This window comes from Pseudomonas sp. FG47, from assembly GCF_057809115.1.
This window is the reverse complement of the sequence record NZ_JBMDJI010000007.1, coordinates 119,851-146,449: the sequence shown is the minus strand read 5'-3', so window position 1 is coordinate 146,449 and position 26,599 is coordinate 119,851. Positions and strand designations below refer to the sequence as shown.

Genomic DNA, 26,599 nt, shown 5'->3' with positions numbered 1-26,599 from the left:
CCATGAGCGAGACAACGACAGCGCTGCAAGAGCAAATTTTCCATGAGCCGCTGCAGGGGCCCGAACTTGAGGCTGTGACCACACTCGTCAACCGCCACAAAGCCAATGCTGCCCTGACCCAGCAACTGGCTCTGGATGCCTCGCGCCTGATTACCAGTAGCCAGGAGCGACTGAACAAACAGTCGGGCGCCGGCTTCTTCAAGCGTTTCGCCAATAGCCTGACCGGCAAGACCAGCGAAAACCAGTTGCTGAACCAAGCCGACACCCTGCAAATGCAGAAGTACGCCTGGCACTACCTCAAGCAGCTGCAACAGCAGAACCTGATCAACGCGCAGAGCATCGCGGTCATCCGCAACAACCTGGGTACGATGAACGATTACATCATCGAGACCCGTGACTTCCTGGAAACCGCCATCGACCGCATCAACAGCCGGTTGAAGACCGTCGAGAACAGCGCCAGTTTCCACAGCTGGTCACTGAACATCGAGGCCAACAAGCGCCGCTTCAAATCCATTCCAGGCAACCTGCTGATCCTGCACCTGACCTATGACTTCCTGCGCGCCCATCGCGACATCGAACTGACCGAGCGCGATGTCAACCATCTCGTGGTTACTCTGGAAAAACTCGGAGTCAACTGTGATGACGAAGTCGAGATGCTGGGGTTCATCATCGAACTGATCGACCAGATCGAGGTCTTTGGCATTGATCGCTACCGCAGCATGATCGAGTTGGCGGTCGATGAAGACCACGTGCTGGACTCGCACTTCATTCAGAAAAACATCTCGGGGCTTGGCTTTAACGCGCTGTACTTCCTCTCGGAGCAGTACGAAAAGATCATCGACCTCACCGACGATGAGCTGTGCAACAGCGACCTGGCCCGAGAAAAAATCATTTCGCGCTTCTTCGGCAACGAATTTGGCGGGCTCTATACCAACTATGGTGTGCGTGACCTGATCGGCGAAGTCATTGGCGGCAGCCTGGTAGCGCTGGATATCTACAAGGAACAGAACGGCTTCAACGTCAGCTCTGACGCGGCCCTGGATGCGGATCAACCAGAAACCCTGTCGCTGACCTCCGACCTGCCGGACATCAAGGCCCATTGTTTCCTCGACAAGGCCGACGACGAAGCGCGCCGTACCTACCTGCGCCTGTTCGCGCTGTGCTTCGACAATGCGGCCTCGCTGGACGGCGCGGGCCAGGAATTCCTGAGCCAGTTGGCCGAACACAGTGGCTGCCCGGAGGTGGTGTCGCAGGTTCTCGGCATCGCCGACAATCCGTTGAAGGAGCGTGAGCACCTGTCAGCGTTGCAAGCGCTGCTCAATGACGATGACAAGGCCTATACATGGCTCATCGACGCCTTCTTCCTCCTGACCCTGTGCCGCAAGAAGGTTGAGAACCCGCGTATGCTGCGGATCTTGCTCGCCCTCAAGCCTGGCAACTTCAAGGAAAACCTGCCGCAGGTACAGGCGCTGCTCAATGAGGGCGATGAAGCGCAACTGGTGAAGGCGGCGGCAAGCCTGGCCAAGCTGACCCAGGCTTGGAAGAACGTCGTGCGCTATCGCACGTTGCGCTTCGAGCAGTCCTGGATCGCCACGGAGAAGCAGCTCTATGCCGCCGGCATGGATGCCTCCAACATGACCATGGACCTTATGACCGCCACCAGCAAAGCCACCGACTGGTCATCGTTCATGGGTTCGTTCGATGATGGCTTCCTTGGCAAAATGGCAACGGCTGCCGGTAGTGCAGCCTATACCATCGGCCGCAAGTCGGTCCTGTCCAGCCTCAACGATATGCGCCGCAAGGCGCAGGACTTCATCGCCGCGAACAGCCCGGCACTGAGTACCGCCAACCGCGTGATCGCCCAGTGGGGCCTGCCACGTATCGAGTTCGAGAACGAGATATCCTGGTCCGACTACGACCTGGACAACGCGGCGGAGAACGATGACTGGTACCACCAGTTGAACGACTGCGAGCGCCAGATCGACCGGACGCTCACGGCATTTTCCGATGCCTGCTCCGATGCGGATGACCAGCTCGGCTACTTCCGCAAGGGCGATTTCGACAGTTCGGTGGTACTGGCCCGCGTGCGCAAGCGTGAAGAGCAGGAACAGCAGAAGTTGCGCGAGGCATTGGAAAAACAATCCGTCACCTATGAGCACGACGGTAAGCGACACTTGTTTGCCATCGACTGGCACGACATGGAAAATCCGCCTTGCGACCCAGAAGAGATTCGCCATATCAAGACCGATGGCAAGGTGTGGCTGATCGTGGACAACGACGAACAGTTCTACCGCAGCGAGGACGGCGAGAACTGGCAGGCGGTCAAGCCCAATGTCGACGATGAACGCATCTGGATTCGCCGCCTCGACGTGATTGAGGGCACTTGGGTACTGATGGTGGGCTCCGAGGGGTTCTACTACTCCCGTGACGCCCTGAACTGGGAGCGTTCACAGTACCCGGACGTGCGCGACAACTACGTGTTTTCCGCCACTGAAGACCTGGTCTTTTTCAATGGACAGTGGCTGTGGCGCTTTACCGAGCGCGCCGAGTTCGAATACACCGACAAAGGTTTCCTGTTCGACTCGACCAAGACCTCCACCTACTACAAACCGGTGTTCTTCTGCGCCAAGGAACCGAGCGCGGCCTGGGAGCGCTGGGAGAGCCGCCTGAACCTCTCCGAGGGCGAGGAAGTGGAGTACTTGCGTGCCATTCCAGGCACCGCTTGCCTGTTGGCCTTCTGCAAGTACTGCAGCTTCTACACCATGGTGAAGAAGAAGACCAACACCAGTTCGTCGGTGATGTACAACGTGCAGGGCAAGGGCTGGCGCAACTGCACCTGGCCTGATGACGCCCTCACCTTCCACGATCCGGTCGTCACCGCGATGGGCGGCACACTCATGTGCTTCTCTTGGGGCAACCTGCTGACTTCGCAGAAGGGCTACGACTGGAAGCGCCATTCGGGCGGGCTCGGTGTCGATACCGGCTACCACCTCGACGACTTGAGTTTATTCCCGTCGCGCAACAATCACCAACGCATCCACGTCAGCCACGACGGGCAGACGTTCAAGGAAATCATGCTGGAGGAAGGTACTTGGAAGTACTTCGCAGCCAACGACCAGGGCGCCCTGTGCCTCTACGCGCCGGACTCCCACGAAACCTACCTGCGCGTCGGTACCTTTGTCCGACAGGTCGTGTGATGAACCCGCCCCGCCCCTAGGGTGTGGCCAGGCGCAAGGCTGCAAAAGCCGGTTCGCCAGCGGTAGGCTCACTCAGCCCCATCGCTGACGGGCCAGCACCATAGGTCCGTGTGGGCCTGTGACCGACATCATTAGACACGGATCCTCAGTGCTGCGAACTATTACCCTTAGAAGCCGCCATCGAATACCGCAAACCCTTCTTCAATTCGGATTGGGAAGATAATCACACCTTGGGTGTAGACGTTTTCTACTAAGGATAAGGAATGACAGGTATGGCAACGCAGATTGGTGAAGCATTCTTGCGCAAGGTTGCCCACGAAGAATTGGAGGTTCTTGAGGGCATTATTGATTACGCCGAGCGGATGATCCGTGAAGGCGATTTGGCTTACCGGAATCTTAAGCGCAACGCCTACGGCAAGGCACTGGTAATCGAACGAGAGAACGAGGGGGTTGCTACATTCCGGCTGGGTATGGACTCGCTGGTATACCCCAAAGCCAGCTCGGGCTACACCACTCCCCACTCACCGGTGGGCCGCCTTTGCGCTGTGGCAGGGATGGGCTTTGAGAGCTTCTCTAAGGCCTGGGGTGAATACAGGGTCACTGAGGCTCGCCAGTTTCGTCGCCATGATTTTGAAGAGCTGGAGCGTCATGCGCGCAACTTTCTGGCGGTGGGGGTAGAGAATGCGAACGGCCAAGGAAAGGTCATGGATCTGCGAGCCTTTTTGACAAAGGCTAACTCGACAGACCAACAGATTGCCGGCAAGCAAACCACTGAACCGAGTAAAAAGTCTGCAAGGTCCAATAGCGTAGAGCAGCCTGTCGCTATTGTGCCGCCCATTGGCAAGGAGCTGCCCGTGCCTGCCGAGCAAGCATTTAACGGTGCCGGGCCTCCAAACACACCGGTGACAGAGTTTTTTACGCACCTGCCAGACGACGGACAGCCAGCGGACGAGCCGCTAGAGCTGACACCGTCCGTCCCTGTCACACCGCAGCTGCAGATTCTCGATGATGACGAGGAAGAAGATTCGACACTGTCGATTGCTGATCTCGATGATGTGGAAGATGACGTTGGCGGTGAGCTAATTGAGCGCATGAGCCTGGATGAGCACTTTTTTCTTAATCGAACCCCGAATCAGGACAAGATCATTTCCCGTGCACCGGTTGGGCCAATGTGGGTCGAGGGCGTTGCGGGCTCAGGCAAGACCTCGGCTGCCCTTGGGAGGACCAAGATGCTCTGTGACTTCAACTCGAATGAAGTGACAGATCGTGAGACGTTCCGGTCCATTCTCGGCGACGACTTCGACTACTGGGAGGGCGAGTTTGCTGGCAAGTTTTCTCAGGACGGCAGCGTCGGCTTTGTGCGCACTGGCGAGCTGATTCAGTACCTCAAGGAAACCTGCAGCCGTCTAGGTATGACCAGTTTGCCGGTGCTTGAGTATCACGAATTGCGCTTCAAGCTGCGCAACTATCGCAATCTGGAGTCTTCGGGGGCTTCTGGTAAGCGCTTCAAACGCAGTAGCGACGAGGGGCATTCTCTGACCACGACGCTGGCCTGGCTCAATGCCGCCCGGCTTGCGCTAGCGCGGGTGATCGCCGCCGACTTGCAGAGCGCGCTAGTTGAGGTCGACAGCGAGCATCTGCGACGGTTTACTGGCCAGCAGCGTAGTCAGTTTGCCGCTGCCCGCCAAGCGCTTGTAGCAAGTGTTGATGAACTGGTGCAAGAGCTGCTCTCGCCTTTGACTGCGGAACGAGCCTTGTATCGGTTGGCGGCCAGATTGTTGGAGAAGATTCAGGCGCTGGCTCAGCGCATTCTTGGTCCGGCAACCCAGAGTGTTCATCTGGGGGAGCAAATGGCCTATGGCGAGGGCATTCCGGAACTGGCGCAAAGGCTGGCAGAGTTGCCCGTCGATTTGTTCCAGCAACCCAATCAGGTTCTGGTGCTGTACAGGGCCGAGGCCGAGGGGGCTGAGGCATTGCCCTGTGTATCGAGCAGTCGATACCAATACCTCTCGGCAGATAACCACCCCCTATCCTTCAATGATGCTGTGCAGGCCTCACTGGCGGGCTCGAGCGTCCGCGCTCTGCTGCCATCGATAGTAACTGCTGAAGGGTATGAGGCAAAATTCATGCCGGTCAATGAGCTGTTCATTGCGCTTGGTACGCCCAGGTCCTTGCTCTATCTGGATGGTGAGGGACTGAAGTGGTTGAAGGTCAGCAGTGGGATTGGTAGTCAGGTGCTACCTGGCGAGGACGAGCAGGCGCGAACTTCGGTGCGCAAGATATTCCTGCAGACAGCGTTGGATTATCTGGCCAAGCCGCTGAAGAACTTCGCCGGGCTGTATGCGAAGGCGCTGTATGAACATGCCGACATCTTCCCTGATGCGGCCACTGCATGGCAGGTACTGGAGCGTCTTGAAGAGCAACGCCTGTGCGAGACCGATATCGACTTGCTGCTATGCCTGGCTCACGACCTGAGTACCGGAGTAACAGCCACGCTCCCCACCAGCCTGCGCGAGGCCTCTTTCTATCAGAGCGTATTTATCGATGAAGTGCAGGACTTTAGCGAGCAGCAGATCTATTTGATGACCTCCCAGGCTGATCCGCGTTATAGCGCGATCACGGTGGTGGGAGACCGTTCGCAGCAGTTGCTGCACAATGAAGAAATACACATTGCGGATTGCTTCCCGATTGGCAAACGCCCAGAGTTTGTGGCGTTGGATGAGAATTTGCGGCAGAAAGGGCAGCCGGATCTAGCCGCGCTGAGTACGGTACTGCGGCAGTTGTTCGAGCGCGGAGCCGATACGGATGTACAGCATCTAGACGCTGACGTTCTGCATGATCAGGTTAGCGAGCAAGGTGCTTACATGATGCGTTGCTTTGCCGAACGTGAAGAAGAGTTCAGGTATCTGTGCGAGGTAATCGCCGCTATCCCTGAGAATCAGTCGGTTGCTGTAGTGTTGCCTGATCAGGTAACTGCTCGGTCCCTGCATGCTTTATGTGAGCAGGAACTGGAGGGCAGTTTCCGCAAGATGAGCGTATCAGAGCAGATCGATCTGTCGAAAAAGTACTTGGTGCACTTCACGTCGGTGCTGCATGTAAAGGGGCTGGAGTTCGATGTTGTGCTGATGCCAATGATCGACCAGTACGATCTTGGTCAGCCGGTGTTCCGCAACCGGTTGTATGTAGGTTGTACGCGAGCGAGACAGCAGTTGCTGATGAGTCGACTGCGCTAGTAGATAACTAAGGATTGAATGAACGATGGAAGCCAACAGCCGTCCTCTGCTAAGAATATTCGAACCCACGGTCTGCTACCAGATTCCGCTGTTCCAGCGGCCCTATGTCTGGAAGCGTGAGGATAACTGGCAACCGCTATGGGAGGACTTCGAGCGCCTGCTCGGTGTGGTGCTGGCTGGTGAGAGGTTGCGCCCGCACTTCCTCGGTGCCGTTGTGCTTGAGCAACTGCGCAATGACACCGGTTCTGTGCAGGGCCGCCAGGTCATTGATGGGCAGCAGCGTTTCACCACCTTGCAGCTGCTGCTGATCGCCGCTCGCGACTTGTGCCGCAGCCGGGGTAGCGAGCGCTTTGCCGGGCGCTTTGAGTCAATGGTCTCTAACAGCGACACGATGGTCGATGACCCGTCAGAGGTGCCCAAACTGTTGCCAACCAATGCCGATCGTCACGCCTTTGCCTTGGTACATGGCGCGGGCAGTCCGGATGCGTTATTGCAGCTGGCGAGTAAGAAGGGTGTGGACTTCAGCCACGATCAGGGCATCGTAGGAGCCTACCTGTACTTCTATGGGCAGTTCGAGGAGTGGTTGCGGCCAGAGGCTGCAGAAGCCGAAGAGTCGCCGGAGAAACAGTTGGATGCCCTTTGGGCTGTAGTTCGCAATGGCTTGCAGTTGGTGGTGATCGATCTCGGCGAAGACGACGAATCGCAAGTGATCTTTGAGACGCTCAATGCACGTGGCACGCAGTTGCTACCGGCGGATTTGATCAAGAATTTTCTCTTCCGGCGTGCTCAAAGCGAAGGCTGTGATATCGATACGCTGTATGAAGAGCATTGGGCAGAGTTCGATGGAGAGTTTTGGCGCCAAGAGGTCAAGCAGGGACGGGAAAACCGTCCGCGCATAGACATCTTCATCCGCCATTTCCTAACCCTGGCGATGCGCCGCGATATTCGTGTTGGTCACATCTTCAACGAATATAGGAATTACGTGCAGTACACGGCCGACTGGAGCTCTTGCTTCATCGACCAGGCCTACACTGCCAGTGAGCATATGGCGCTGCTCAAGACCTATGCTGAGCATTTTCGGCAGTTCTCTTCGCCTGCGACAGGATCTCGTCTGGCTCGTTTTCTGGCGCGCCTCGTGGTGATCGATACTTCGACGGTTTATCCGCTGCTACTGCTATGTAGTCAGCGACTGCGGCCGCAGCAGCAAACCGAGTTTGAGGCGATCCTGACGGTGATTGAGTCTTATCTGTTCCGTCGGATGATCTGTAGCCTGACCACCAAAAATTACAACCGATTATTCCTTGATCTGATTCGTCATCTCGAGCGTGAAAAGCACATCACTGCCCAGGTGGTTGGCGCGTTCCTGCTCTCCAGCGACGGGGAAAGTGTGCGCTTCCCGAAAGATGGCGAGCTGGGCAAGGCGTTACTCGATTACCCGCTGTACCAGTGGTGGCCGCAATACCGTGTGCGGGCGGTGCTCAAAGCCTTAGAGGGGGCACTGGCGCATGCTAAAAGCGAGGCTGTCAGCTTGCCGAAGGGGTTGACCATCGAGCATATTCTGCCTGTGAAGTGGCAGGAGCACTGGCCGCTGCCCGCAGAGGTGCAGAATGATCCACAGGCTAAGGTGGAATTCAGCCAGCGTCGTGATCGAATCAAGCATACGCTGGGCAATCTGACACTGGTGACCAGCAGCCTGAACCCTGCATTGTCCAACTGCGCTTGGCTAGCCAAAAAGCCGGAACTCTTGAAGTGGAGCAAGCTGAATCTCAGCCGTGCCTTGCATGACCATGAAGAATGGTCGGAGCAGGAGATTCTCGCTAGGGGAGCGTCGCTGGCCAAGTCGGCGATTCAGATCTGGCCATATCCGGATGTTGATCAGTAGAACTGGAGTGGAAGCATCTTAAGCAACGTGCGTTCGGAGTTACGTTGCTAATACTGCCTCTCGCGAACGACAGCAACCGGCCAAAAGCAGGCGCTCAAAAGCATCTAAGAAAGCAGGGGCGACTCACTTCCCTCTCATTGCCTAGATATCCGACCCAGTGATTTCGATACTTTCCGATGCGGAAGCTGACTCGTTGTCTAGCCCCAGACTGCACGCTAATCTGCGATCAGGCCAGCATGCTGGCAACTATAGTTAAGCCTCACAGGGGAATATTTATGCAAGGGGAAGATTTGAGAACCATGCTGGATGCAGATCCGCATGCCGTCCGCTTAGAACAGGACAATAACGAATACCTGGTGAGCTACCGCTTTGACACAGGCGCCGAGGTGGCGTTTGACCCTCGTACCACCACGAAGTGCTCTGTTTTCGTCAGCAAACTCCCCGAGCGTATGAAGGCCCGCCTCGGCAAAATCACATGCTATCCACCTGAAAACCCCTCGACTGCACTTGCCCGGGTCTCTCCTCAACTCGCAGGCGAACGACAACTGTTTAAGATAGACCTACCCTCGTCTGATTCCGCTCGTGACCTACTGACGTGGATCAGGTGGGCCTGAGACCTAACAATTCATTCAAGCCGACGCTGCTTACCGCGGCCGGTATATACCTTTGGAGTGAATGAAATTAAGCCTTTCTTAGCTTGTGGTTATGCAGCCTTCTTTATTACTGTGTCGCTCCCAGCATTTGCTGGAGATACGGCAAGTAAATTTCAGGGGAATGGTTGGCTGGACGATAGCTGCGGTTGCTATGGGTCGTTTCTGCCGTTCCTTACGTACCATTTGAAGTGGGTGGGAGGAGCCTCCGCAATTCCCGATTCGATTCCACAGAAAGCCATAACCAGCTGATTTGTTTATAGATACCCTATGAGGTAAATCAAAAAATCCACCAAAATCCAGCCCCGCGAAAATCGGGCCCTTACGACCAACAACCGTCCGTCTGTCTCCGCACCTATCACCGCAGTCCTTAGAGTGCGGGCGTTTTGTTTCTAGCTATCTCAGCAAGCCTCATCAATGACCAGATGCAGCTAACCTGCACACGTCTGCTGTGACATGGCTGCTATACGCAGGAGACCACCTGGTCTGCCGGGTTATCTTTTCCTCGGTTCGCCAATCTGCGTACAGCTGCCACCCTCTCCACACGTAGGGCTGTCCATATCGGGCACTTTTCCATCATGGCGACAGCACGTGGGACACCTCCGGTGTGCCGGTTCCTTTCGTCCCGGTCGGCCAACCCACGTACTGTTGCCACCCAATCCCTCCGTGCAAGCCATTTCCTACGCTTCCAATCGCCATTTCCCATCCCCAAGAACCTTGCACTAGAAGCCCCCAAGGAATAAATTCCCTACCAGTCGCGGCAAATTCCGCGACCGGGTTTGGCGACCCGGATAAACTTGGCGCAGCAGCGCCCCACACGATTGCAGGCGCTTTTTTTGTGCCCGCAGCCTCGTGCCATGGCGGCTGTGCGCGGGAGACCTTCGGGTCTGCCGGGTTCCAAGTTCCCGGTTCGCCAACCTGCGTACAGCTGCCACCCATTGTTTGGCGACAGTGCGTGGTGGTTCCAACCTAACTTGGAGTCTCATGCATGACCATCAAACGTCTGTACAGGATCCTCGCATCCGCTCTCCGCCGCCCAACCCGTGCGGCCACCCCATCCCCAACCTTCTACCCGATCGACAGCCAGTCCCTCGCCGACCGCGCCAACCGCGAGGTGCCCCATGACTGACCATGAACGCATGTCTACCCTGCAAAGCTACGTCTGGACCCTCGAACTGCTAGGCGAGGCGCTGGTCCAGCATGACGAGGTGCTCGAGTGCGAGCACAACCCGCAACTGAGCTTCCGCAACACTGCGGGCATTCACCAGGCGATCCGGATCATCAGCCGGTTGGCTAGCGAGCAGTTCGGCAAGCTGGAGGCGATGAAGGAGGAGAGTGTTTCTGGGGATTGATGCTGCGGAGTATTGGGGCCGCTTTGCGGCCCTTTCGCGGCACAAGGCCGCTCCTACAGGTACGGCGTTAGCTTGAGATTCTGCGTAGTCCTGTGCCGATGCTACTTGCCCGCGAAGGGCTGCACAGCAACCTCGCTAGTGGCGATGAAGCGCTAACTGAGCAGGTCAGCATTTTCAACGCACCCCCACATCAGGCCCTACCAGAACCACCCACCCCGAGCCAGCTCCTGCTCACAACTCCGATACTGCGCCCCAAACACCGAAGCCCGCGCCTGCACCTTCTGCGACACGTTCTTCAGCCACGGCTTGGCGTCGTAGCTGCGGTTGCGGTAGCCGCCCCAGCCTTCGTGGTAATTCAGGTACTGGCCATAGGCGTCCCACTTGGACGTGCCGTTCACCCGCTGGCTCTTCTGCATGTACCAGCCCATGAAGTCGAGGGCGTCGGCGAAGTCGTCGCGGGCGGCGCCCCAGCCGCCGGCTTCGCGCTTGTAGTCGGCCCAGGTCTCGTCCTTGGCCTGGGCGTAGCCGTAGGCGCTGCTGACCCGGCCCCAGGGGATGAAGCCGAGGAAGTAATAGCGCGGCGGCAGGGCGTCGTGCTTGAACGACGACTCCTGGTACATCATCGCCATCGGCACCTGCACCGGGGCGCCCCAGCGCGCCTGCATCTTCAACGCCGCCTCGTGCCACTTCGGCTTCTCGCGGAAGATCTCGCAGAGGTTCTCGGGGTTGGCGGGGGGCTTGGTGGCGCAGCCGGCAAGGGCCAGGAGCAGGGCTGGCAGCAAGGGCCGAAGCATGACGGGGAGTTCCTTTTGCGAACGTCGGGGGTGCTGGCGCTTTATACCGTCTTTTCAGGCGCAGATGAATCAGCGGCTGCGGCGCAGTGTGATTGTGGGCAGGTGATTTTCTGAGCTGTGGGCTTGGGTGATTACGGGTCACGAAGCGGGTTCACAACCTCGGGCCCCCGGGGCCGCTTCGCGGCCCTTTCGCGACACTAGGCCGCTTCTACAGGGGGGGATGCAACGCGGTCAGCGGGTGCTCGCCTGCTCGATCAGCAATTGCCAGTTGCGGGCTTCCTGCCAGTCGCTGGCGAAGGGCAGTTGCAGCCAGTACGGGTGCTGGCCGGCGCTTTGCAACTGAACGTGCAGGGTAAAGCTGCGCACGGTGTCGTGGGTGGTGGTCGAGGTGGAGCGGGACTTGCCGCCGCCGATCATGCCGAAATGGTTGTTGAACGCATAGACGTTGCGCCAGCCGTGCTTGGTGGTGGTCTTGGTGGTGCTGCGGGTGACGGCCTGCTCGTCCACGCGCACCTGCTTGACCACTTGCGGCGCATCCATCAGCGCGTGGCGCTCGCCGGTTTCCGGGGCCAGCACATACAGCACGCGGCTGTCGGGGAACACCGCCAGCATGCGCCCGCCGCGGCAAACCCAGCGATACGGCCCCAGGGCCTGGTTGGCCAGAAACGCCTTGCCTTGCTCCATGCGCGTCGCATCGAGGGCGTGGCAGGCCTTGTCCAGCGCGCGTTGGCGCGGGTACCACAGCACCGACACCGGGTAATACAGCAGCCACAGCAGGCACCACAGCAACAGCGCATAGATCGGCCCGCCGATGTAATGGCCCTGCCACATCCACTTGAGCATCAGGTAGCCGCAGTAGGCCGTCTGCAGGCCCATGAAGGCCAGGGTGACCTGGCGCCTGCGCTGGCGCAGGCGGGCTTCGGCTTGCTGCGCCTGGTCAAGGGCTTGGCTGAGCGGGGCTGGGGTGGCGGTGAGGCTGGTATCGGGGCTGGCAACGGCTTGTCGAAGGGGCATGGGGCATCCTGCACGTAGAGACAACGCGCCACTCTGGGCGCGGCGGGGCGGCAGTATACCTTGGCTAAAACCTTGGTTTATCCCTGCGAATGGAATCGCCGGCGCCTCACGAACAAGCCCACGCCCAGCGCCGTGGCAAAGACCGACAGCAGGCCCAGGTCCAGCACGAACCACCGGGTTTGGCTGAGCACCAGGCAGCCGACCGCACCGGCCACCATCAGCGCCACGCCAAGCCACTTGCGCAGTGGGTAGGGCTTGAGCAAGCGATCCAGCAGGCCATACAGCACCAAGGCCAGCAGCGCATAAATCAATTCGGTCACAGGCAGCGTCCTCAGGGCTTGATGATCAGGGTCGAGGTGGTGTGCTGCGGGCCAATGCCGCCGTTGACCTGTGCCTCGATACTGACCAGCACGTCGCCGGCATGGTAGGTGGACAGGATGTCATTGGCATAGGCCCGCACCCCTGCGCCCACCGGCACCCCCACATAGGAGGTGGCCACGGCACTGGTGGCGGCGGCGAACGCCGAGGCGGCCAGGTTGGCGACCTTGGTGCGCTGGGCATTGAGGGTGTCGCCCTGCTGGCGGGTCAGCGGCTTGGAGATGCCGACCTTCATCACGCACGGCAAGCCTTTGGCCAACATCTTGTCGTACACCTCGACGACCTTGCTGTTGACCTCGTAGTGGGCGTTTCTCGCTTCGCCGAAATGCAGCTCGCGCAGGCGCCCGCGCTCGCTGTCGGTCAGGGTGATCTGCGAGACGTTGAAGACGATCCCGTGATTGCCCATGTATTGGAAAGTCCCTTCGAACTTCATCTGCACGCATCCTTACGAGGCAAATGGCGATTTTCCATGACGCACGGTAGGCCGGCAAATGGTGGCATCTGGCTATTGCGTTGTCTGGCCGATTTATCTTCTGGGGGCTGCGCATACCGACGGGCGCGCCTTCCCCCGAAGCGATTTTTTTGCCGCGCAATCGCGAAAAAATATAGCTATCCCTTTCGCCTGACGCCGAAGTACCCTGCGCAGTGGCGGGCGACCGCCCCTTGCTCGATGGCCGGCGAATGCGTGGCCGGGCAAGGCCGTGACAACAGGTCGAACAGGAACGCTCGGCCCAACAACAAAAACAAGAGATGTCATCGACATGGATGTGAGATGTAATCAGCTCAAGACGCTGACGGCCACCCTGTGCCTGGCGTTCGCCCCCGCATTGCCGCTTACGGCTGCGGCGGCCTATCAAGAAGCCGGCCGTGCCGGCGACCCTGCCAGCTGGCGCTCGGCCGAATACCAGCAGGACTGGGGCCTGGAGCGCATGCAGGCCAACCAGGCCTATGCCGCTGGTATCACCGGCGCCGGGGTTCGCATCGGCGCCCTGGACTCGGGGTTCGATGCCGCCCATCCCGAAGCCAGCCCCGGGCGTTTTCATCCCGTCACCGCCACCGGCCAGTACCTGGACGGCACGCCGTTCACGGTGTCCGGGGTGCTCAATGGCGCCAATGACAGCCATGGCACCCATGTCACCGGCACCATGGGCGCGGCGCGCGATGGCGTGGGCATGCATGGCGTGGCCTTCGATGCCCAGGTGTATGTGGGCAACACCAACAAGAACGACAAGTTCCTGTTCGGCACCGACCCGGATCCGCGCTACTTCAAGGCGGCCTATGACGCCCTGGTGGATGCCGGCGCGCGGGCCATCAACAACAGCTGGGGCAGCCAGCCCAAGGATGTCAGCTACCAGACCCTCGAGGGTCTGCGCGCGGCCTACGCCCAGCATTACCAGCAAAACACCTGGCTCGATGCCGCTGGCGATGTGGCGCGGCGGGGTGTGATCAATGTGTTCAGCGCCGGCAACAGCGGCTATGCCAATGCCAGCGTGCGCTCGGCGCTGCCGTACTTCCAGCCGGAGCTGGAAGGCCACTGGCTGGCGGTGTCGGGCCTGGACAAGAACAACCAGCAAAAATACAACCAGTGCGGCATCGCCAAGTACTGGTGCCTGGCTACCCCTGGCGCGGCGATCACCAGTACCGTGCCCGGTGGCGGCTACGCCACCTACAACGGCACCTCGATGGCCTCGCCCCATGCCACCGGGGCGCTGGCCCTGGTCATGCAGCGTTACCCCTACCTGAACAACCAGCAGGCCCTGGAGGTGCTGCTGACCACCGCGCGCCAGCTCGATGGCTCGCCCACCCAGGGGCCCAGCGAGCGAGTGGGCTGGGGTGTTCCGGACCTTGGCCGGGCGTTGCACGGCCCGGGGCAACTGCTGGGCGAGTTCAACGTCAACCTGGGGCGTGGGCAGGGCGATAGCTGGAGTAACGGCATCTCCGACCAGGCCCTGGCGCAGCGCCAGGCCGAGGACGCCGCCGAGCGCCAGGCCTGGCAGCAGACCCTCAAGGAGCGCGGCTGGGAGCAGGGCCTGGGCGCGGGGGCTAGCCAGCAGGATCGCAGCGACTATGCGTTGGGCATGGCCCGCGACGCGGCGGCCGCGCAGCGGGTCTACCAGGGCAGCCTGGTCAAGGCCGGGGCCGGCTGGCTGGAGCTGACCGGCGACAGCAGCTACCGCGGGCCGACCCGGGTCGACGGCGGCTTGCTGGTGGTCAATGGCAGCCTGCAATCGGCGGTGACGGTCAACGCCGCGGGCACCCTGGGCGGCAGCGGCCGGGTCGCGGCCCTGACCGCCAGCGCCGGCGGCGTGGTGGCCCCGGGCAATTCCATCGGCACCCTGAATGTCGCCGGCAACCTGGACTTGCAGCCGGGCTCGACCTATCGGGTGGAACTCTCGCCCACGGCCAGCGACCGCCTGGTGGTGGGTGGCCAGGCCCGTGTCGCTGGCGCCAACCTGGGCCTGGCCCCCGAGGCGCGGCCGAACCTGCTGGCTGGTGGCCCGGTCGCCAGCCTGGTGGGGCAGCAGTTCGACATCCTGCAGGCGGCGGGTGGCGTCGATGGGCGCTTCGCCCAGGTGCAGCCCGGCTACCTGTTCCTGGGGGCCGTGCTCGACTATTCGGCCAATGGCGTGCAACTGGACGTGACCCGCAGCGCGGCGACCTTCGACAGTGTCGGTGCCACGGCCAACCAGCGCGCCAGCGGTGGTGCCGTGGAGCGCTTGGGGCCGGGCAACCCGGTGTACGAAAGCCTGCTGCTGTCGACCTCGCTGGCCCAGGCCCAGGACGGCCTGCGCCAGTTGGCCGGGGAGATCTACCCGGCGCTGGACTCGATGCTGCTCAGCCAGGGCGCGGTGCTGCGTGATGCCTTGGGCGAGCGCGTGCAAGCGGATGCCTTGCAAGCCAACACAGCCGCGAGCGAGGCGGGGGCGTCGCAGCTGTGGCTCAAGGGCCTGGGCAGTTGGGGGCGCATCGAGGGCGTGCAGGGCACCGAGTCCTACACCAGCTCCCTCGGCGGCCTGCTGCTGGGCCTGGACCGTGACTTCGACGCGCAGACCCGCGCCGGCCTGGCCGCCGGCTACAGCGACAGCTCCCTGGGCATGGGTGGCAGCCACTCGCGGGCCACGGTCGACAGCTACCACCTGGGCGGCTATGTGCGCCACGACATCGACCAACTGCGCCTGAGCCTGGGCGGCAGCTACAGCTGGCACCGCGGCGAGGTGCGCCGCGACCTGGCCTATGCCGAGGTCTCCGGCCGCCAGCGCGCGCGGCTCGATGCGCGCAGCCAGCAGCTGTTCGCCGAGGCGGCCTATCGTCTGGGGTCGTCGGCGTTGCAACTGGAGCCCTTCGCCAACCTGACCTACCAGCACCTGCAGCGCGACAGCTTCCAGGAAAAGGGCGACGCCGCGGCGCTGCATGCCGGCGATGAACAGCGCGATGCCTGGCTCAGTACCTTGGGCCTGCGTGGCCGCCAGCAATGGCAGCTGGGCCCGCAACAAGACCTGCAACTGGCGGCCAGCCTGGGCTGGCAGCACCGCCTGAGTGGTACCCAGGACAGCGAGCACCTGGCCTTCGCCGGCAGCGACCAGGCATTTCCGGTGCACACCGCGCCGGCCTTGCGCGACGCCGCGCTGGTGGGCTTGCAGGCACGCCTGGGCTTGGCCCGCGACCTGGACCTGAGCCTGGACTATCAGGGCCGCCTGGCCAGCCGTGAACAACAGCATGGCGCAGGGCTGAGCCTGCAATGGCGCTTCTGAGGCGTCGCGCGCCTGGCAAGACGGAGTTCGACCAACGCAGTTTTCCATCCATGCAGCTAAGGAAGGTTGTAGTGAAGCAAATCAGAAAGGATGACGGTGCACGTGGGCAGGGCGGGGCGCTGGTCCCACTGGGGTGGGCGTTGCTGGGCTCGGCGGCGTTGCTGGGCACGGCCCAGGCGGCGCCCTATGTCGAGAGCGGGCGCCTGGGGGATGCCAGCAGCTGGCGCAGCAGCGAGTTCAAGGCCGACTGGGGGCTGGGGGCGATCAACGCCGACAGTGCCTATGCCGCCGGCTACAGCGGCAAGGGCGTGAAGCTTGGGATCTTCGACCAGCCGGTCTACGCCCCGCACCCCGAGTTCGCCGGCAAGGACAAGATCGTCACCTTGGTCACCAGCGGCATTCGCCAGTACACCGACCCCTACATCAAGGTGAACGCCGGCGATGCCTTTCGCTATGACGGCAGCCCGTCGGTGGGCTCCGATGGCAAGCTCGGCTCCCACGGCACCCACGTCGGCGGCATCGCCGCCGGCAACCGTGATGGCGTCGAGATGCATGGCGTGGCCTTCGCCGCGCAGATCATCAGCGCCGACAACGGCGACCCCGGCCCCGAGGACGGCATCGTCCTGGGCAACGATGGCGCGGTGTACAAGGCCGGCTGGGACAGCCTGGTGAACAGCGGCGCGCGGATCATCAACAACAGCTGGGGCATCGGCATCACCGATCGCTTCGCCAAGGGCGGGCGCAATCCGGACTTCCCGCATTTCACCCTGGACGATGCCCGGGCGCAGTTCGCGCAGATCCAGCCGCTGCTGGGCACCATGCCCGGCGGCGCCTATGACGGCGCCATCGCCGCTGCCCGCAGTGGCGTGCTGACCATCTTCGCCGCCGGCAACGACTACAACCTGAACAACCCCGATGCGATTGCCGGGCTGGGCTATTTCGTCCCGGAGATCGCCCCCAACTGGATGACCGTGGCAGCGTTGCAGCAAAACCCCGACACCAGCAGCGCCAACCCTTACGTCATCAGCACCTTCTCGTCCCGTTGCGGCTATACCGCAAGCTTCTGCGTCTCGGCCCCCGGCACGCGCATCTACAGCGCGGTGATTGGCGGCACCAGCCTGGCCGACCTGACCCAGGGCTACGCCAACAAGAACGGCACCTCCATGGCCGCGCCTCATGCCGCGGGCGCGGCGGCGGTGCTGATGGAGCGCTTCCCGTACATGAGCGGCGCGCAGATCGCCAGCGTGCTGCGCACCACCGCCACCGACATGGGCGCGCCGGGCATCGATGCCTTGTACGGCTGGGGCATGATCAACCTCGACAAAGGTATCCGTGGCCCGGCGATGCTGGTCACCGAGCAGGACATCCCCGAGGAATTGCGCATCGCCGGTGGCTACGGCCCGAGCCAGTTCGTGGCTGATTTGCCGGGTATCGGCGCTTTGGTGGACGCCGGCAGGCCCACTGAGCGGCGTTGCAACGGCCTGAGCTGCGGGCTCGACCTGTGGAGCAACGACATTTCCGGCCATGGCGGCTTGACCAAGCAGGGCATCGGCACCCTGGTGCTCAGCGGCAACAACACCTACTCCGGCCCGACCCTGGTCAACCAGGGGCGGCTGGCGGTCAATGGTTCGCTGCAATCGACGGTGACGGTCAACGACGGCGGCGTGCTCGGCGGCAATGGCCGGATCGGCGCGCTGGTGGTCAGCCGTGGCGGCGTGGTGGCGCCCGGCAATTCCATCGGCACCTTGCGCGTCAGTAACGACGTGACCTTCCAGCCGGGCTCGACCTATGCGGTGGAGGTGGACAGCACCGGCAGCGACCGCCTGGTCAGCGACGGCACGCTGGCCGTGGGCGGCGCCAACCTGGCCCTGGACCTGCAGAACCCCGGGGTTTCGCTGCAATCGCAGCAGGCCACCAGCCTGGTGGGGCGGCAGTTCGACATCCTCAGTGCCGCGGGCGGCGTGCAGGGCAGTTTCGCCGCCGTGCAAACCAACGCCTTGTTCCTTGGCGGTGGCTTGGCCTACAGCGCCAATGGGGTGCAACTGGCGGTGCAGCGCAACGCCACGTCCTTCGCCAGTGTCGGCTTGACCGCCAACCAGCGTTCGCTGGCCGCGGCGGCCGATCGCCTTGGCGCGGGCAACCCGGTCTACGAGAGCCTGCTGCTGTCGGCCGATGCTGCCAGCGCCCAGCAGGCGTTCGATCAGTTGTCCGGGGAAATCCACCCAGCGGTGGGCAACCTGTTGCTCAACGACAGCCGCCAGGTGCGCGATGCCGTGGTCGAGCGCACCCGCCAGCAGCGCCTGGACGGCCAGGACAACGGCCTGTGGATCAAGGCCCTGGGCGCCTGGGGCAAGGCCGAGGGTGATTCCGGCCGGGCCCGCTACAGCAGTTCCATCGGTGGCATGCTGCTGGGTATCGACGGGCAGATCAGCGAGGACACCCGCATCGGCGTCTTCACCGGCTACAGCGACAGTTCGCTGAGCATGGGCGATGATCGTCACTCCTCGGCCAGCGTCGACAGCTACCACCTGGGCGCCTATGCCGGCAAGGAGCTGGAGCAAATGCGCTTGAGCGCGGGCGTCAACCACAGCTGGCACCGCATCGAGACCAAGCGCGAGTTGCACTACAACGAGGTCAGCGATCGCCAGAAGAGCAAGCGCGACGCGCAGAGCACCCAGGTGTTCGGCGAGGCGGCCTGGAAGCTCGACCTGCCCAGCGTGGCGCTGGAGCCGTTCGCCAACCTGGCCTATGTGCACATCGCCAGCGACAGCTTCACCGAGCACGGCGGCGCCGCCGCGCTCAAGGGCGGCGAGGACAACCGCGATGCCTGGCTTTCGACCCTGGGCATGCGCGCCGGCAAGCAGTTGCAATTGTCCAGCGGCCAGGCGGTTGAGCTGTCCGCCACCCTGGGCTGGCAGCACAACCTGAGCTCGACCGGGGCCGACCAGCACCTGGCCTTTGCCGGGCAGGGCGACACCTACAAGGTCCAGGCGCTGTCGCTGGACCGCGACGCGGCGGTGGTTGGCGCCCGGGCGGGCATCGCCCTGAGCCGCGAGGCCCGGGTCAACCTGGACTACAACGGTCTGCTGGGCAGCCGCGACAAGAGCCACGGGGTCGGCCTGACCCTGGATTGGGCGTTCTAAGCCCCGGCTGCGCAAGACCTTGCAGCGGCCCCGGTGATCGATCGAATGCCACCGATCACTGGGGCTGCGTTGCAGCCCTTTCGCGACACAAGGCCGCTCCACGCACGCCAAGGACGTGTGACGCCTTTGTACGCAAAATCCGCGCTCTTCCCGCCCATATCGCGTATGGTGTCAGCCAGATCTCCTTGGAAACACCCGGCCTGCCCCTCACGTCGAGCGCGGGCGCGCCTCGACCATTCTCACCCGCAGCATGGACCGCTCGGCACTGCTCAGCACAACGTTGCACGACATCGGGATAGGTAATGACCCTGCAAAAGCGTAACAACGTGCACATCGCTGGGAGCGGCAGTACCACCTTGATCCTGTCGCACGGCTTCGGCTGTGATCAGTCGATGTGGCGTTGCCTGCTGCCTCATCTGGTCACGCGCTTTCGCGTGGTCACCTACGACCTGGTCGGTGCCGGCCAGTCCGACCTTGCGGCCTACGCGGCGGAAAAATATGCGTCGCTCTGGGGCTATGCCACGGACCTCAACGAGCTGATCGAGGCATACGCCGAGGGGCCGGTGATCGTGGTCGGGCACTCGGTAAGCGCGATGATCGGCGTGCTGGCCGAGCGTCAGCGGCCCGGGCGGCTTGCCGGCCTGGTGATGATCGGCGGCTCGCCCTGCTACATCGATTCGGCGGGGTACACCGGTGGCTTTGCGCCAGATGAAATCCAGGCGCTGCTCACCACCCTCGATGACAACTACCTCGGCTGGTCCAGTTCCATGGCCCCGACGCTGATGGGCACGCCGGGGCAACCATTACTGCAGGCGGAGCTGACCAGCAGTTTCTGTCGCACCGACGCGCAGATCGCCCGGCACTTTGCCCGGGTCATCTTCCTTTGCGACCACCGCCAGGAGGTCAGCGGCCTGCCGGTGCCGACGCTGATCGTGCAATGCACGGGCGACCCGGTGGTGCCGCTGGCCGTGGGCGAGTACCTGCACCGTGTGCTCCCAGACAGCCAGCTGAGCCTTATCGACAACATGGGCCATTACCCGCAGCTGAGCGCCCCGGGAGCCTGCGCCGCGGCGATGGATGCGTTCTTTGCTGGCCATGGATTCGGCCATGGATGATGCCGCCTTGTTGTTCGATGAGTCGTTGTTCGAGCACGCGCCGTGCGGGCTGGTGGTCATGGCCGCAGATGGCACCGTGCTGCGCTGCAACCAGACGTTCAGCCAGTGGCTGGGGCATGATCCGGCGGCGTTGCAGGCGCGCAGTTTCGATCAGTTGCTGACGCCTGCGGGGCGGGCGTTCCAGCTCACGCACTGGGGGCCGTTGATGAACCTGCAGGGCTCGGTATCGGAGGTGAAGCTCGAGCTGCGTCACCGCGATGGGCACCTGCTGGCCATGCTGCTCAACGGCGTGCGGCGTGAAACCGTCGAGGGGGTGCGCTACCACCTGGCGCTGCTCGGCACCGGCGAGCGCGACCGCAACGAACGGGCGGCGCTGGTGGCCATGCAGCGCGCCGAAGAGCTGCTGGCGCAGAAAGTCAGCGCCGAGGCCGCCCTGCAACGGGCCCAGGCCGAACTTGCCGCGGCTTATGAAAACGCCGAGCGCCGCGCCATCCTCGCCGAGCAGATGGTCGCGGTCGCCAGCCATGACCTGAAGAACCCGATGACGGCCATCAAGATGGCGACCCAACTGCTCGAACGTGATGCCGACAGCGACCGGGCCCGGCGCTTGCTGGGCAGCATCGGCAGTGCCGCCGACCGGGCGCAGCGGATGATCGTCGACCTGCTGGACTTCGCCTCGGTCAGGCTAGGGCAGGGCATCCGCGTGACGCGCCAGCAGGTCGATCTGCGCCAGGCGGTGGACCAGTGCGTGAGCGAGCTCAGGGTGGCGTTCGCCCAGGCCGGTATTCGTCATTATTGGCGCGGGCATGGCACCTTCGAAGTGGATCAGGACCGCTTGCAGCAGATGCTCGGCAACCTGGTCGCCAACAGCGTGGCCTATGGCGACCTGGGCTTGCCGATCACCGTGACCACCGACCTGACCGACGAAGGCGCGACCTTGAGCGTTCACAATCACGGGCCGGCCATTGCTGATGCGTTGATCCCGACGCTGTTCGAGCCGATGACGCGAGGCAGCGAGCGCGAGGGGCCGCTGCGTTCGGTGGGCCTGGGCTTGTTCATCGTCAAGCAGATTGCCGAGGCGCATGGCGGCAGGATCGGCATGCGCTCGGATGCAATCTATGGCACTACCTTCACCGTTTGGTTGCCGGCCAGGGGGGCTTTGCCTGGCACTGTTGCTGCCGGTGACGGGCGGGAACAGTAATCTGCCCCGTTCCTCCCATCCTCGCAGCGGGTGCGCCGGCTTCACCATTCCGACAACACAATTATCGACAGGCGTATTACTCGTTGAACTCTGGCGCAATGCCAGGTTGCCGGGAGGGCGCCTGAGACGGAGATGCCTCGAACCACCCCGGCCACGAACTGCGCTGCCGGTTCTCCACCTGCACACAAGGAATCAGCCGCTCACGCAACACCTCGGTCCTGCCCACGCTCACCGCCAGCCGGTACTTGGCGCTGTGCACGCATTCCCGATCGCCAAACTCGCAACGATCCAGGCTGGTGCCGCCGCACGGCCCGTTTGCCAGCCCCTTGGGGCAGGTCTCGGGGCAGATATACAGCGTGTCCTCCAGCCGGCAACTGCCACAGGTATCGCAGCCCACCATCGGCCGTTTGATACGCCGTTCCAGCTGGTACAGCCACTGCGCTGCCGTGGGGTTGGCCCATAGCGGTCGGGTCACAGCCCAGCCGAAGGCCTTGCTCAAGGCGGTGGTGCGGCTGAACAACTGGTGGTGCATCGCCGACAGCAGGTGATAGCGAACCTTTTCCTTGTTGGACGCGGTGATCTGCCGTTGGCCGAGGCGCCAGGCGTGTCCGGGTGGGTGGAAGGTGACTGGCGTCAGGCCAGGTGCCTGCCAGGCCGCTTCCCAGGCCGGGGTCCAGTCCTGCAGTGAGCTGAACTGCGGCTGCAAGTGCTCGATGGCCTGCTCCAGCGCGTCGAACTGCGCCACCTCGTGAATGCCGGACAAGTGCACGCCGGCATAACCCATCAATTTCAGGCCGATCACCTGCAAGGCCAGGCGCTGGTTGGCGCGCTCCTTGGCGTAGGCCTTGGAAACCGCTGCCTCAGCGGCCAGCAGTGCGCGCATCGATGGCGTGACGGTCACCCCGGCGACATGCTCGAGCATCCCGGCACGGCCCTCGCTCAGCGCCATGATGCAGGCCATCAGCGGCTTGGGGTGGGGCTGGCGCTGCATCCAGTCGAAGGCTTCCTGATGCTTATCGATATCGAAACCGAGTTGCAGAATGAACAGGTCGGCGCCGGCAGCGAGTTTTTTCTGCGCCTTGCTGTACTGCGCGCCGCCTTCGGCCTCCTGGTACTTGAACGGGTTGAGCGCGGCGGCCAGCAGCCAGTGTGGCCGGGCCTGGCGGACAATCTGCAAGGCCGCGACCGATTCGAGGTAGCGCACCGGGCGTTGGCCGGGGACGTGGCCGGGCAGGCGGTCGCCGCTGAGCAGCAGCAGTTGGTCGAGGCCGGCGGCGTCCATGCGTTGCAACTGGGCGAGCAGGTCGCGGCGTTCGCGGTCCTTGCCGGAGAAGTGCAGCAGGGCTGGGGCGGGCTTGGCGAGGCTGGCGAAGGCGTCCAGCGGCGACATGTCCAGGGCGCTGCCGACGCGGTCGCCGATGGCCACGGTCAGCGGCCAGCCGCACAGCTGGGTGCGGGCCATGAGGGTGTCGAGGATGGCGAAACGCTCGGCGCTGGGCTTGGGCACGAATTCCAGGATGCAGGCGAAGGCGTTGGCGTCCAGGGTGGTTTTCAGCAGGCTCATGGGGGCTGGCTACCGGGTTGGGGCAGGGTGGCAGTGTGCATCAGCGGGTGGGGCCGGGCATGTCTGATTGCGCGGGGGATTGTACTGGTTGAGACATCCACAGGCAGGTAGGAGCGGCCTTGTGTCGCGAAAGGGGCGCAAAGCGCCCCCAGCGGTCTTTGCATCAACACAGAAACCCCGGGGCTACCCTTTCGCGATACAACACTCTAATCATGAACAAATCTTGAGTTCATCTCAAATTTTATGAGTTTGTCTCACGTTGTTGCGCCGCGCAGAATCCCCTCATTCACATTCAAGGTTCGAGGGACGACGACATGGCACTGGCACACAACCTGGGGTTTCCGCGCATCGGTCGCGACCGTGAGCTGAAGAAAGCCCAGGAGGCCTTCTGGAAGGGCGAACTGGATGAAGCCGGCCTACGCGCCGTGGGCCGTGGCCTGCGTGCCGCCCACTGGCAGGCGCAGAAGGCCGCCGGCATCGAGCTGCTGCCGGTGGGCGATTTCGCCTGGTACGACCAGGTGCTCACCCACTCGCTGACCTTCGGCGTGATCCCGGAGCGCTTCCGTGCCAAGGACGGTGCCAAACCGACCCTGCAAACCTTGTTCGCCATGGCCCGAGGCACCGTGGCGACGGACCGAAGTGACAGCTGCTGCGGCGGTGCCCACGCCCAGGAGATGACCAAGTGGTTCGACACCAACTACCACTACCTGGTCCCCGAGTTCAGCGCCGACCAGCAGTTCGCCCTGAGCTGGGAGCAATTGTTCGAAGAGGTCGAGCAAGCCCAGGCCCTGGGCCACGCGGTCAAGCCGGTGCTGATCGGCCCGCTGACCTACCTGTGGCTGGGCAAGACCAAGGGCGCCGAGTTCGACAAGCTCGAGCTGCTCGAGCGCCTGCTGCCGTTGTATGACCAGATCCTCAACCGCCTGGCTGGCCAAGGCGTGGAATGGGTGCAGATCGACGAGCCGATCCTCGCCCTCGACCTGCCTCAGGACTGGAAGAACGCTTACGAGCGGGTCTACAACATCCTTCAGCGCGCGCCGCTGAAGAAGCTGGTCGCCACCTATTTCGGCGGCCTGGAAGACAACCTGGGCCTGGCCGCCAACCTGCCGGTGGATGGCCTGCACATCGACCTGGTGCGCGCCCCGGAGCAGTACCCGGCCATCCTCGACCGCCTGCCGGCCTACAAGGTGCTGTCGCTGGGCCTGGTCAACGGCCGCAACGTCTGGCGCTGCGATCTGGACAAGGCGCTGGAGGTGCTGCGCCACGCCCATGAGCGCCTGGGCGAGCGCCTGTGGGTGGCGCCGTCGTGCTCGTTGTTGCACAGCCCGGTGGACCTGGCCCGTGAAGACCAGCTCGATGACGAACTGAAAAGCTGGCTGGCGTTCGCCGTGCAGAAGTGCCAGGAAGTGGCGTTGCTGGCCAAGGCGGTCGACCAGCCCGAGGCCGACGATGTGCGCGCCGCCCTGGCGCAGAGCCGCGCCGTGCAGCACAGTCGCGCCACCTCGCCACGGATTCACAAGCCGGCGGTGCAGGCCCGGGTCGCCGCGATCAAGCCGGCCGACAGCCAGCGTGCCACCGCTTTCGGGCAGCGCATCGTCAAGCAGCGCGCCGGGCTGAACCTGCCGGCCTTTCCAACCACCACCATCGGCTCGTTCCCACAGACCTCGGCGATACGCCTGGCGCGCCAGGCGTTCAAGCAGGGCAAGCTGACCGAGGCCGACTATGTCGAGGCCATGCACAGCGAGATCCGCCATGCGGTGGAAATCCAGGAAAACCTCGGCCTGGATGTGCTGGTGCACGGCGAGGCCGAGCGCAACGACATGGTCGAGTACTTCGCCGAGCAACTGGACGGCTATGCCTTCACCCGCTTCGGCTGGGTGCAGAGCTACGGTTCGCGCTGCGTCAAGCCGGCGGTGATCTTCGGTGACTTGAGCCGCCCGCAGGCCATGACCGTGGCCTGGATCAAATACGCCCAGGGCCTGACCCACAAGGTAATGAAGGGCATGCTGACGGGCCCGGTGACCATGCTGATGTGGTCGTTCCCGCGCGAGGACGTGACGCGCGAGGTGCAGGCGCGCCAGCTGGCGCTGGCGCTGCGCGACGAGGTGGTCGACCTGGAGGCGGCGGGCATCAGGATCGTGCAGATCGACGAGGCGGCCTTGCGCGAAGGCCTGCCGCTGCGCCGCGGTGCCTGGTCGCATTACCTGGCGTGGGCCACCGAGGCCTTCCGCCTGTGCGCCTCGGGTGTGCGCGACGAGACGCAGATCCACACCCACATGTGCTACAGCGAGTTCAACGATGTGATCGAGTCGATCGCGGCGATGGATGCCGACGTGATCACCATCGAGACCTCGCGTTCGGACATGGAGCTGCTGGAGGCGTTCGAGAAGTTCGACTACCCGAACGAGATCGGGCCGGGGGTGTACGACATTCACTCGCCGCGGGTACCGGCCAAGGAGGAGATGGTCAAGCTGCTGCGCAAGGCGGCCCAGCGGATCCCGGCCGAACGGCTGTGGGTGAACCCGGACTGCGGCTTGAAGACCCGTGGCTGGGCGGAAACCGAGGCGGCCTTGGTGAACATGGTGGCCGCCGCCCGCGAACTGCGCGCCACGGCTTGAGGCCTGGCTGACCCATTCGCCGGCAAGCCGGCTCCTACGAGAAGGCGTCATGCCTGTAGGAGCCGGCTTGCCGGCGAACGGTTCTGCGCGGCGGGTACTTGATTTAGAGTGGCCTGAACAACTGCCCGGAAAGCCCTCGATGAAGCCGCTGCACCTCACCTTGATCTGCCACGCCCGCACCGAGGCTCAGCGGGTGGGGCGCTTTGCACTCGACGACGATCAGTTGCGCGAGCCGCCGTCGCTTTTGACCGGCCTGCCCACCGCTGCCCGCTATCTCACGGCACCTGAGTTACGTACCCGGCAGACCGCGCAGGGCCTGAACGCGACTGTCGACGAAGGCCTGCGCGATTGCACGCTGGGCACCTGGAAAGGCCGACCGCTCAAGCAACTGGACGAGCGCGAGCTGCAGGCCTGGCTGGCCGACCCGCAGGCCACGCCCCATGGCGGTGAATCGATTGCCGCCCTGTGCCAGCGTGTCGCGTGTTGGATGGACAGCGCCCTGGGCGAGGGGGAATGGGTCGCTGTCACCCATCCCTTTGTCATCCGCGCCGCCATGCTGCATGCGCTGGGGGCGCCTTTAGAGTCTTTCCAGCGCATCGATGTGCCGCCGCTGGCGCGTGTGTGCTTCAGCCATTACGGCCAATGGCGGTTGCAACTGGGCTGACGCGATCCCCTGTAGGAGCGGCCTTGTGTCGCGATAGGGGCG

General features: G+C 62.9%; 16 protein-coding genes. 11 read left to right on the top strand and 5 right to left on the bottom strand.

The genetic code is table 11. The annotated features are described in order from the left end of the window. Window positions 1-2 precede the first annotated feature (2 nt). The 5 genes from ACODS5_RS08860 to ACODS5_RS08840 all read left to right on the top strand — a co-directional run bounded on the left by ACODS5_RS08860 (window position 3) and on the right by ACODS5_RS08840 (window position 10,314). A complete protein-coding gene (locus ACODS5_RS08860; RefSeq protein WP_489108432.1) occupies window positions 3-3,197 on the top strand; it encodes a beta propeller repeat protein in 3,195 nt (1,064 codons plus the stop codon). Between the two features lie 272 nt (window positions 3,198-3,469). Further along, complete coding sequence (locus ACODS5_RS08855; protein ID WP_489108431.1) at window positions 3,470-6,430, top strand: ATP-binding domain-containing protein; 2,961 nt, start codon at window positions 3,470-3,472, stop codon at window positions 6,428-6,430. Between the two features lie 25 nt (window positions 6,431-6,455). Continuing rightward, window positions 6,456-8,312, top strand: coding sequence for a DUF262 domain-containing protein (locus tag ACODS5_RS08850; protein WP_489108430.1), 1,857 nt, complete (start codon window positions 6,456-6,458; stop codon window positions 8,310-8,312). Window positions 8,313-9,950: 1,638 nt separating this feature from the next. Continuing rightward, window positions 9,951-10,091 (top strand): hypothetical protein, encoded by a 141-nt coding sequence (locus ACODS5_RS08845; protein ID WP_489108429.1) that lies wholly within the window; start codon window positions 9,951-9,953, stop codon window positions 10,089-10,091. Then, window positions 10,084-10,314 carry a hypothetical protein gene (locus ACODS5_RS08840; RefSeq protein WP_134693382.1) on the top strand — a complete coding sequence of 77 codons (231 nt, stop codon included), beginning with the start codon at window positions 10,084-10,086 and terminating at the stop codon, window positions 10,312-10,314. Before ACODS5_RS08845 ends, ACODS5_RS08840 begins: the two co-directional genes overlap by 8 nt. A gap of 197 nt (window positions 10,315-10,511) precedes the next feature. Here ACODS5_RS08840 and ACODS5_RS08835 read toward each other — a convergent pair whose 3' ends face one another. The 4 genes from ACODS5_RS08835 to ACODS5_RS08820 form a co-directional block, all read right to left on the bottom strand. Beyond that, window positions 10,512-11,108, bottom strand: a complete 597-nt coding sequence (locus ACODS5_RS08835) for a transglycosylase SLT domain-containing protein (RefSeq protein ID WP_489108428.1) — start codon at window positions 11,106-11,108, stop codon at window positions 10,512-10,514. Between the two features lie 231 nt (window positions 11,109-11,339). Then, window positions 11,340-12,122, bottom strand: a complete 783-nt coding sequence (locus ACODS5_RS08830; RefSeq protein ID WP_489108427.1) for a hypothetical protein — start codon at window positions 12,120-12,122, stop codon at window positions 11,340-11,342. Window positions 12,123-12,199: 77 nt separating this feature from the next. Next, entirely contained in the window at window positions 12,200-12,442 is a 243-nt protein-coding gene (locus ACODS5_RS08825) for a hypothetical protein (RefSeq protein ID WP_134693385.1), read from the bottom strand. An 11-nt stretch (window positions 12,443-12,453) separates the two neighbouring features. Further along, the gene (locus tag ACODS5_RS08820; protein WP_489108426.1) at window positions 12,454-12,933 is read right to left on the bottom strand and encodes a hypothetical protein; all 480 of its coding nucleotides are present in this window, start codon (window positions 12,931-12,933) and stop codon (window positions 12,454-12,456) included. 328 nt (window positions 12,934-13,261) lie between these two features. Between ACODS5_RS08820 and eprS the strand changes: the two genes are divergently transcribed. The 4 genes from eprS (at window position 13,262) to ACODS5_RS08800 (ending at window position 21,711) form a co-directional block, all read left to right on the top strand. Next, window positions 13,262-16,252, top strand: coding sequence for an autotransporter serine peptidase EprS (gene eprS, locus ACODS5_RS08815; protein ID WP_489108425.1), 2,991 nt, complete (start codon window positions 13,262-13,264; stop codon window positions 16,250-16,252). Between the two features lie 50 nt (window positions 16,253-16,302). Continuing rightward, window positions 16,303-19,395: an autotransporter outer membrane beta-barrel domain-containing protein gene (locus tag ACODS5_RS08810; RefSeq protein WP_489108424.1), complete on the top strand. Its 3,093-nt coding sequence runs from the start codon at window positions 16,303-16,305 to the stop codon at window positions 19,393-19,395. A 302-nt stretch (window positions 19,396-19,697) separates the two neighbouring features. After that, on the top strand, window positions 19,698-20,510 hold the full coding sequence (locus ACODS5_RS08805; RefSeq protein ID WP_489108423.1) for an alpha/beta fold hydrolase: 813 nt from the start codon (window positions 19,698-19,700) through the stop codon (window positions 20,508-20,510). Continuing rightward, window positions 20,503-21,711, top strand: a complete 1,209-nt coding sequence (locus tag ACODS5_RS08800) for a PAS domain-containing sensor histidine kinase (protein ID WP_489108422.1) — start codon at window positions 20,503-20,505, stop codon at window positions 21,709-21,711. The genes ACODS5_RS08805 and ACODS5_RS08800 overlap by 8 nt, the downstream gene beginning before the upstream one ends. A gap of 76 nt (window positions 21,712-21,787) precedes the next feature. On the opposite strand, the gene ACODS5_RS08795 is transcribed toward ACODS5_RS08800, so the two are convergent. Further along, on the bottom strand, window positions 21,788-23,275 hold the full coding sequence (locus ACODS5_RS08795; RefSeq protein WP_489108421.1) for a methylenetetrahydrofolate reductase C-terminal domain-containing protein: 1,488 nt from the start codon (window positions 23,273-23,275) through the stop codon (window positions 21,788-21,790). 314 nt (window positions 23,276-23,589) lie between these two features. On the opposite strand from ACODS5_RS08795, the gene metE reads away from it, so the two are divergent. Further along, complete coding sequence (metE, locus tag ACODS5_RS08790) at window positions 23,590-25,893, top strand: 5-methyltetrahydropteroyltriglutamate--homocysteine S-methyltransferase (protein ID WP_489108420.1); 2,304 nt, start codon at window positions 23,590-23,592, stop codon at window positions 25,891-25,893. 139 nt (window positions 25,894-26,032) lie between these two features. Then, the gene (locus ACODS5_RS08785) at window positions 26,033-26,557 is read left to right on the top strand and encodes a histidine phosphatase family protein (protein WP_489108419.1); all 525 of its coding nucleotides are present in this window, start codon (window positions 26,033-26,035) and stop codon (window positions 26,555-26,557) included. Window positions 26,558-26,599: the final 42 nt, after the last annotated feature.

Bases quoted from the DNA above. Each gene is read 5' to 3' on its own strand.
- ACODS5_RS08855 (WP_489108431.1), top strand. From the start codon at position 3,470: ATGGCAACGCAGATTGGTGAAGCATTCTTGCGCAAGGTTGCCCACGAA.
- ACODS5_RS08830 (WP_489108427.1), bottom strand. From the start codon at position 12,122: ATGCCCCTTCGACAAGCCGTTGCCAGCCCCGATACCAGCCTCACCGCC.
- ACODS5_RS08795 (WP_489108421.1), bottom strand. From the start codon at position 23,275: ATGAGCCTGCTGAAAACCACCCTGGACGCCAACGCCTTCGCCTGCATC.
- ACODS5_RS08840 (WP_134693382.1), top strand. From the start codon at position 10,084: ATGACTGACCATGAACGCATGTCTACCCTGCAAAGCTACGTCTGGACC.
- ACODS5_RS08810 (WP_489108424.1), top strand. From the start codon at position 16,303: ATGCAGCTAAGGAAGGTTGTAGTGAAGCAAATCAGAAAGGATGACGGT.
- ACODS5_RS08805 (WP_489108423.1), top strand. From the start codon at position 19,698: ATGACCCTGCAAAAGCGTAACAACGTGCACATCGCTGGGAGCGGCAGT.
- eprS (WP_489108425.1), top strand. From the start codon at position 13,262: ATGGATGTGAGATGTAATCAGCTCAAGACGCTGACGGCCACCCTGTGC.
- ACODS5_RS08820 (WP_489108426.1), bottom strand. From the start codon at position 12,933: ATGAAGTTCGAAGGGACTTTCCAATACATGGGCAATCACGGGATCGTC.
- ACODS5_RS08835 (WP_489108428.1), bottom strand. From the start codon at position 11,108: ATGCTTCGGCCCTTGCTGCCAGCCCTGCTCCTGGCCCTTGCCGGCTGC.
- metE (WP_489108420.1), top strand. From the start codon at position 23,590: ATGGCACTGGCACACAACCTGGGGTTTCCGCGCATCGGTCGCGACCGT.
- ACODS5_RS08850 (WP_489108430.1), top strand. From the start codon at position 6,456: ATGGAAGCCAACAGCCGTCCTCTGCTAAGAATATTCGAACCCACGGTC.
- ACODS5_RS08785 (WP_489108419.1), top strand. From the start codon at position 26,033: ATGAAGCCGCTGCACCTCACCTTGATCTGCCACGCCCGCACCGAGGCT.
- ACODS5_RS08845 (WP_489108429.1), top strand. From the start codon at position 9,951: ATGACCATCAAACGTCTGTACAGGATCCTCGCATCCGCTCTCCGCCGC.
- ACODS5_RS08860 (WP_489108432.1), top strand. From the start codon at position 3: ATGAGCGAGACAACGACAGCGCTGCAAGAGCAAATTTTCCATGAGCCG.
- ACODS5_RS08800 (WP_489108422.1), top strand. From the start codon at position 20,503: ATGGATGATGCCGCCTTGTTGTTCGATGAGTCGTTGTTCGAGCACGCG.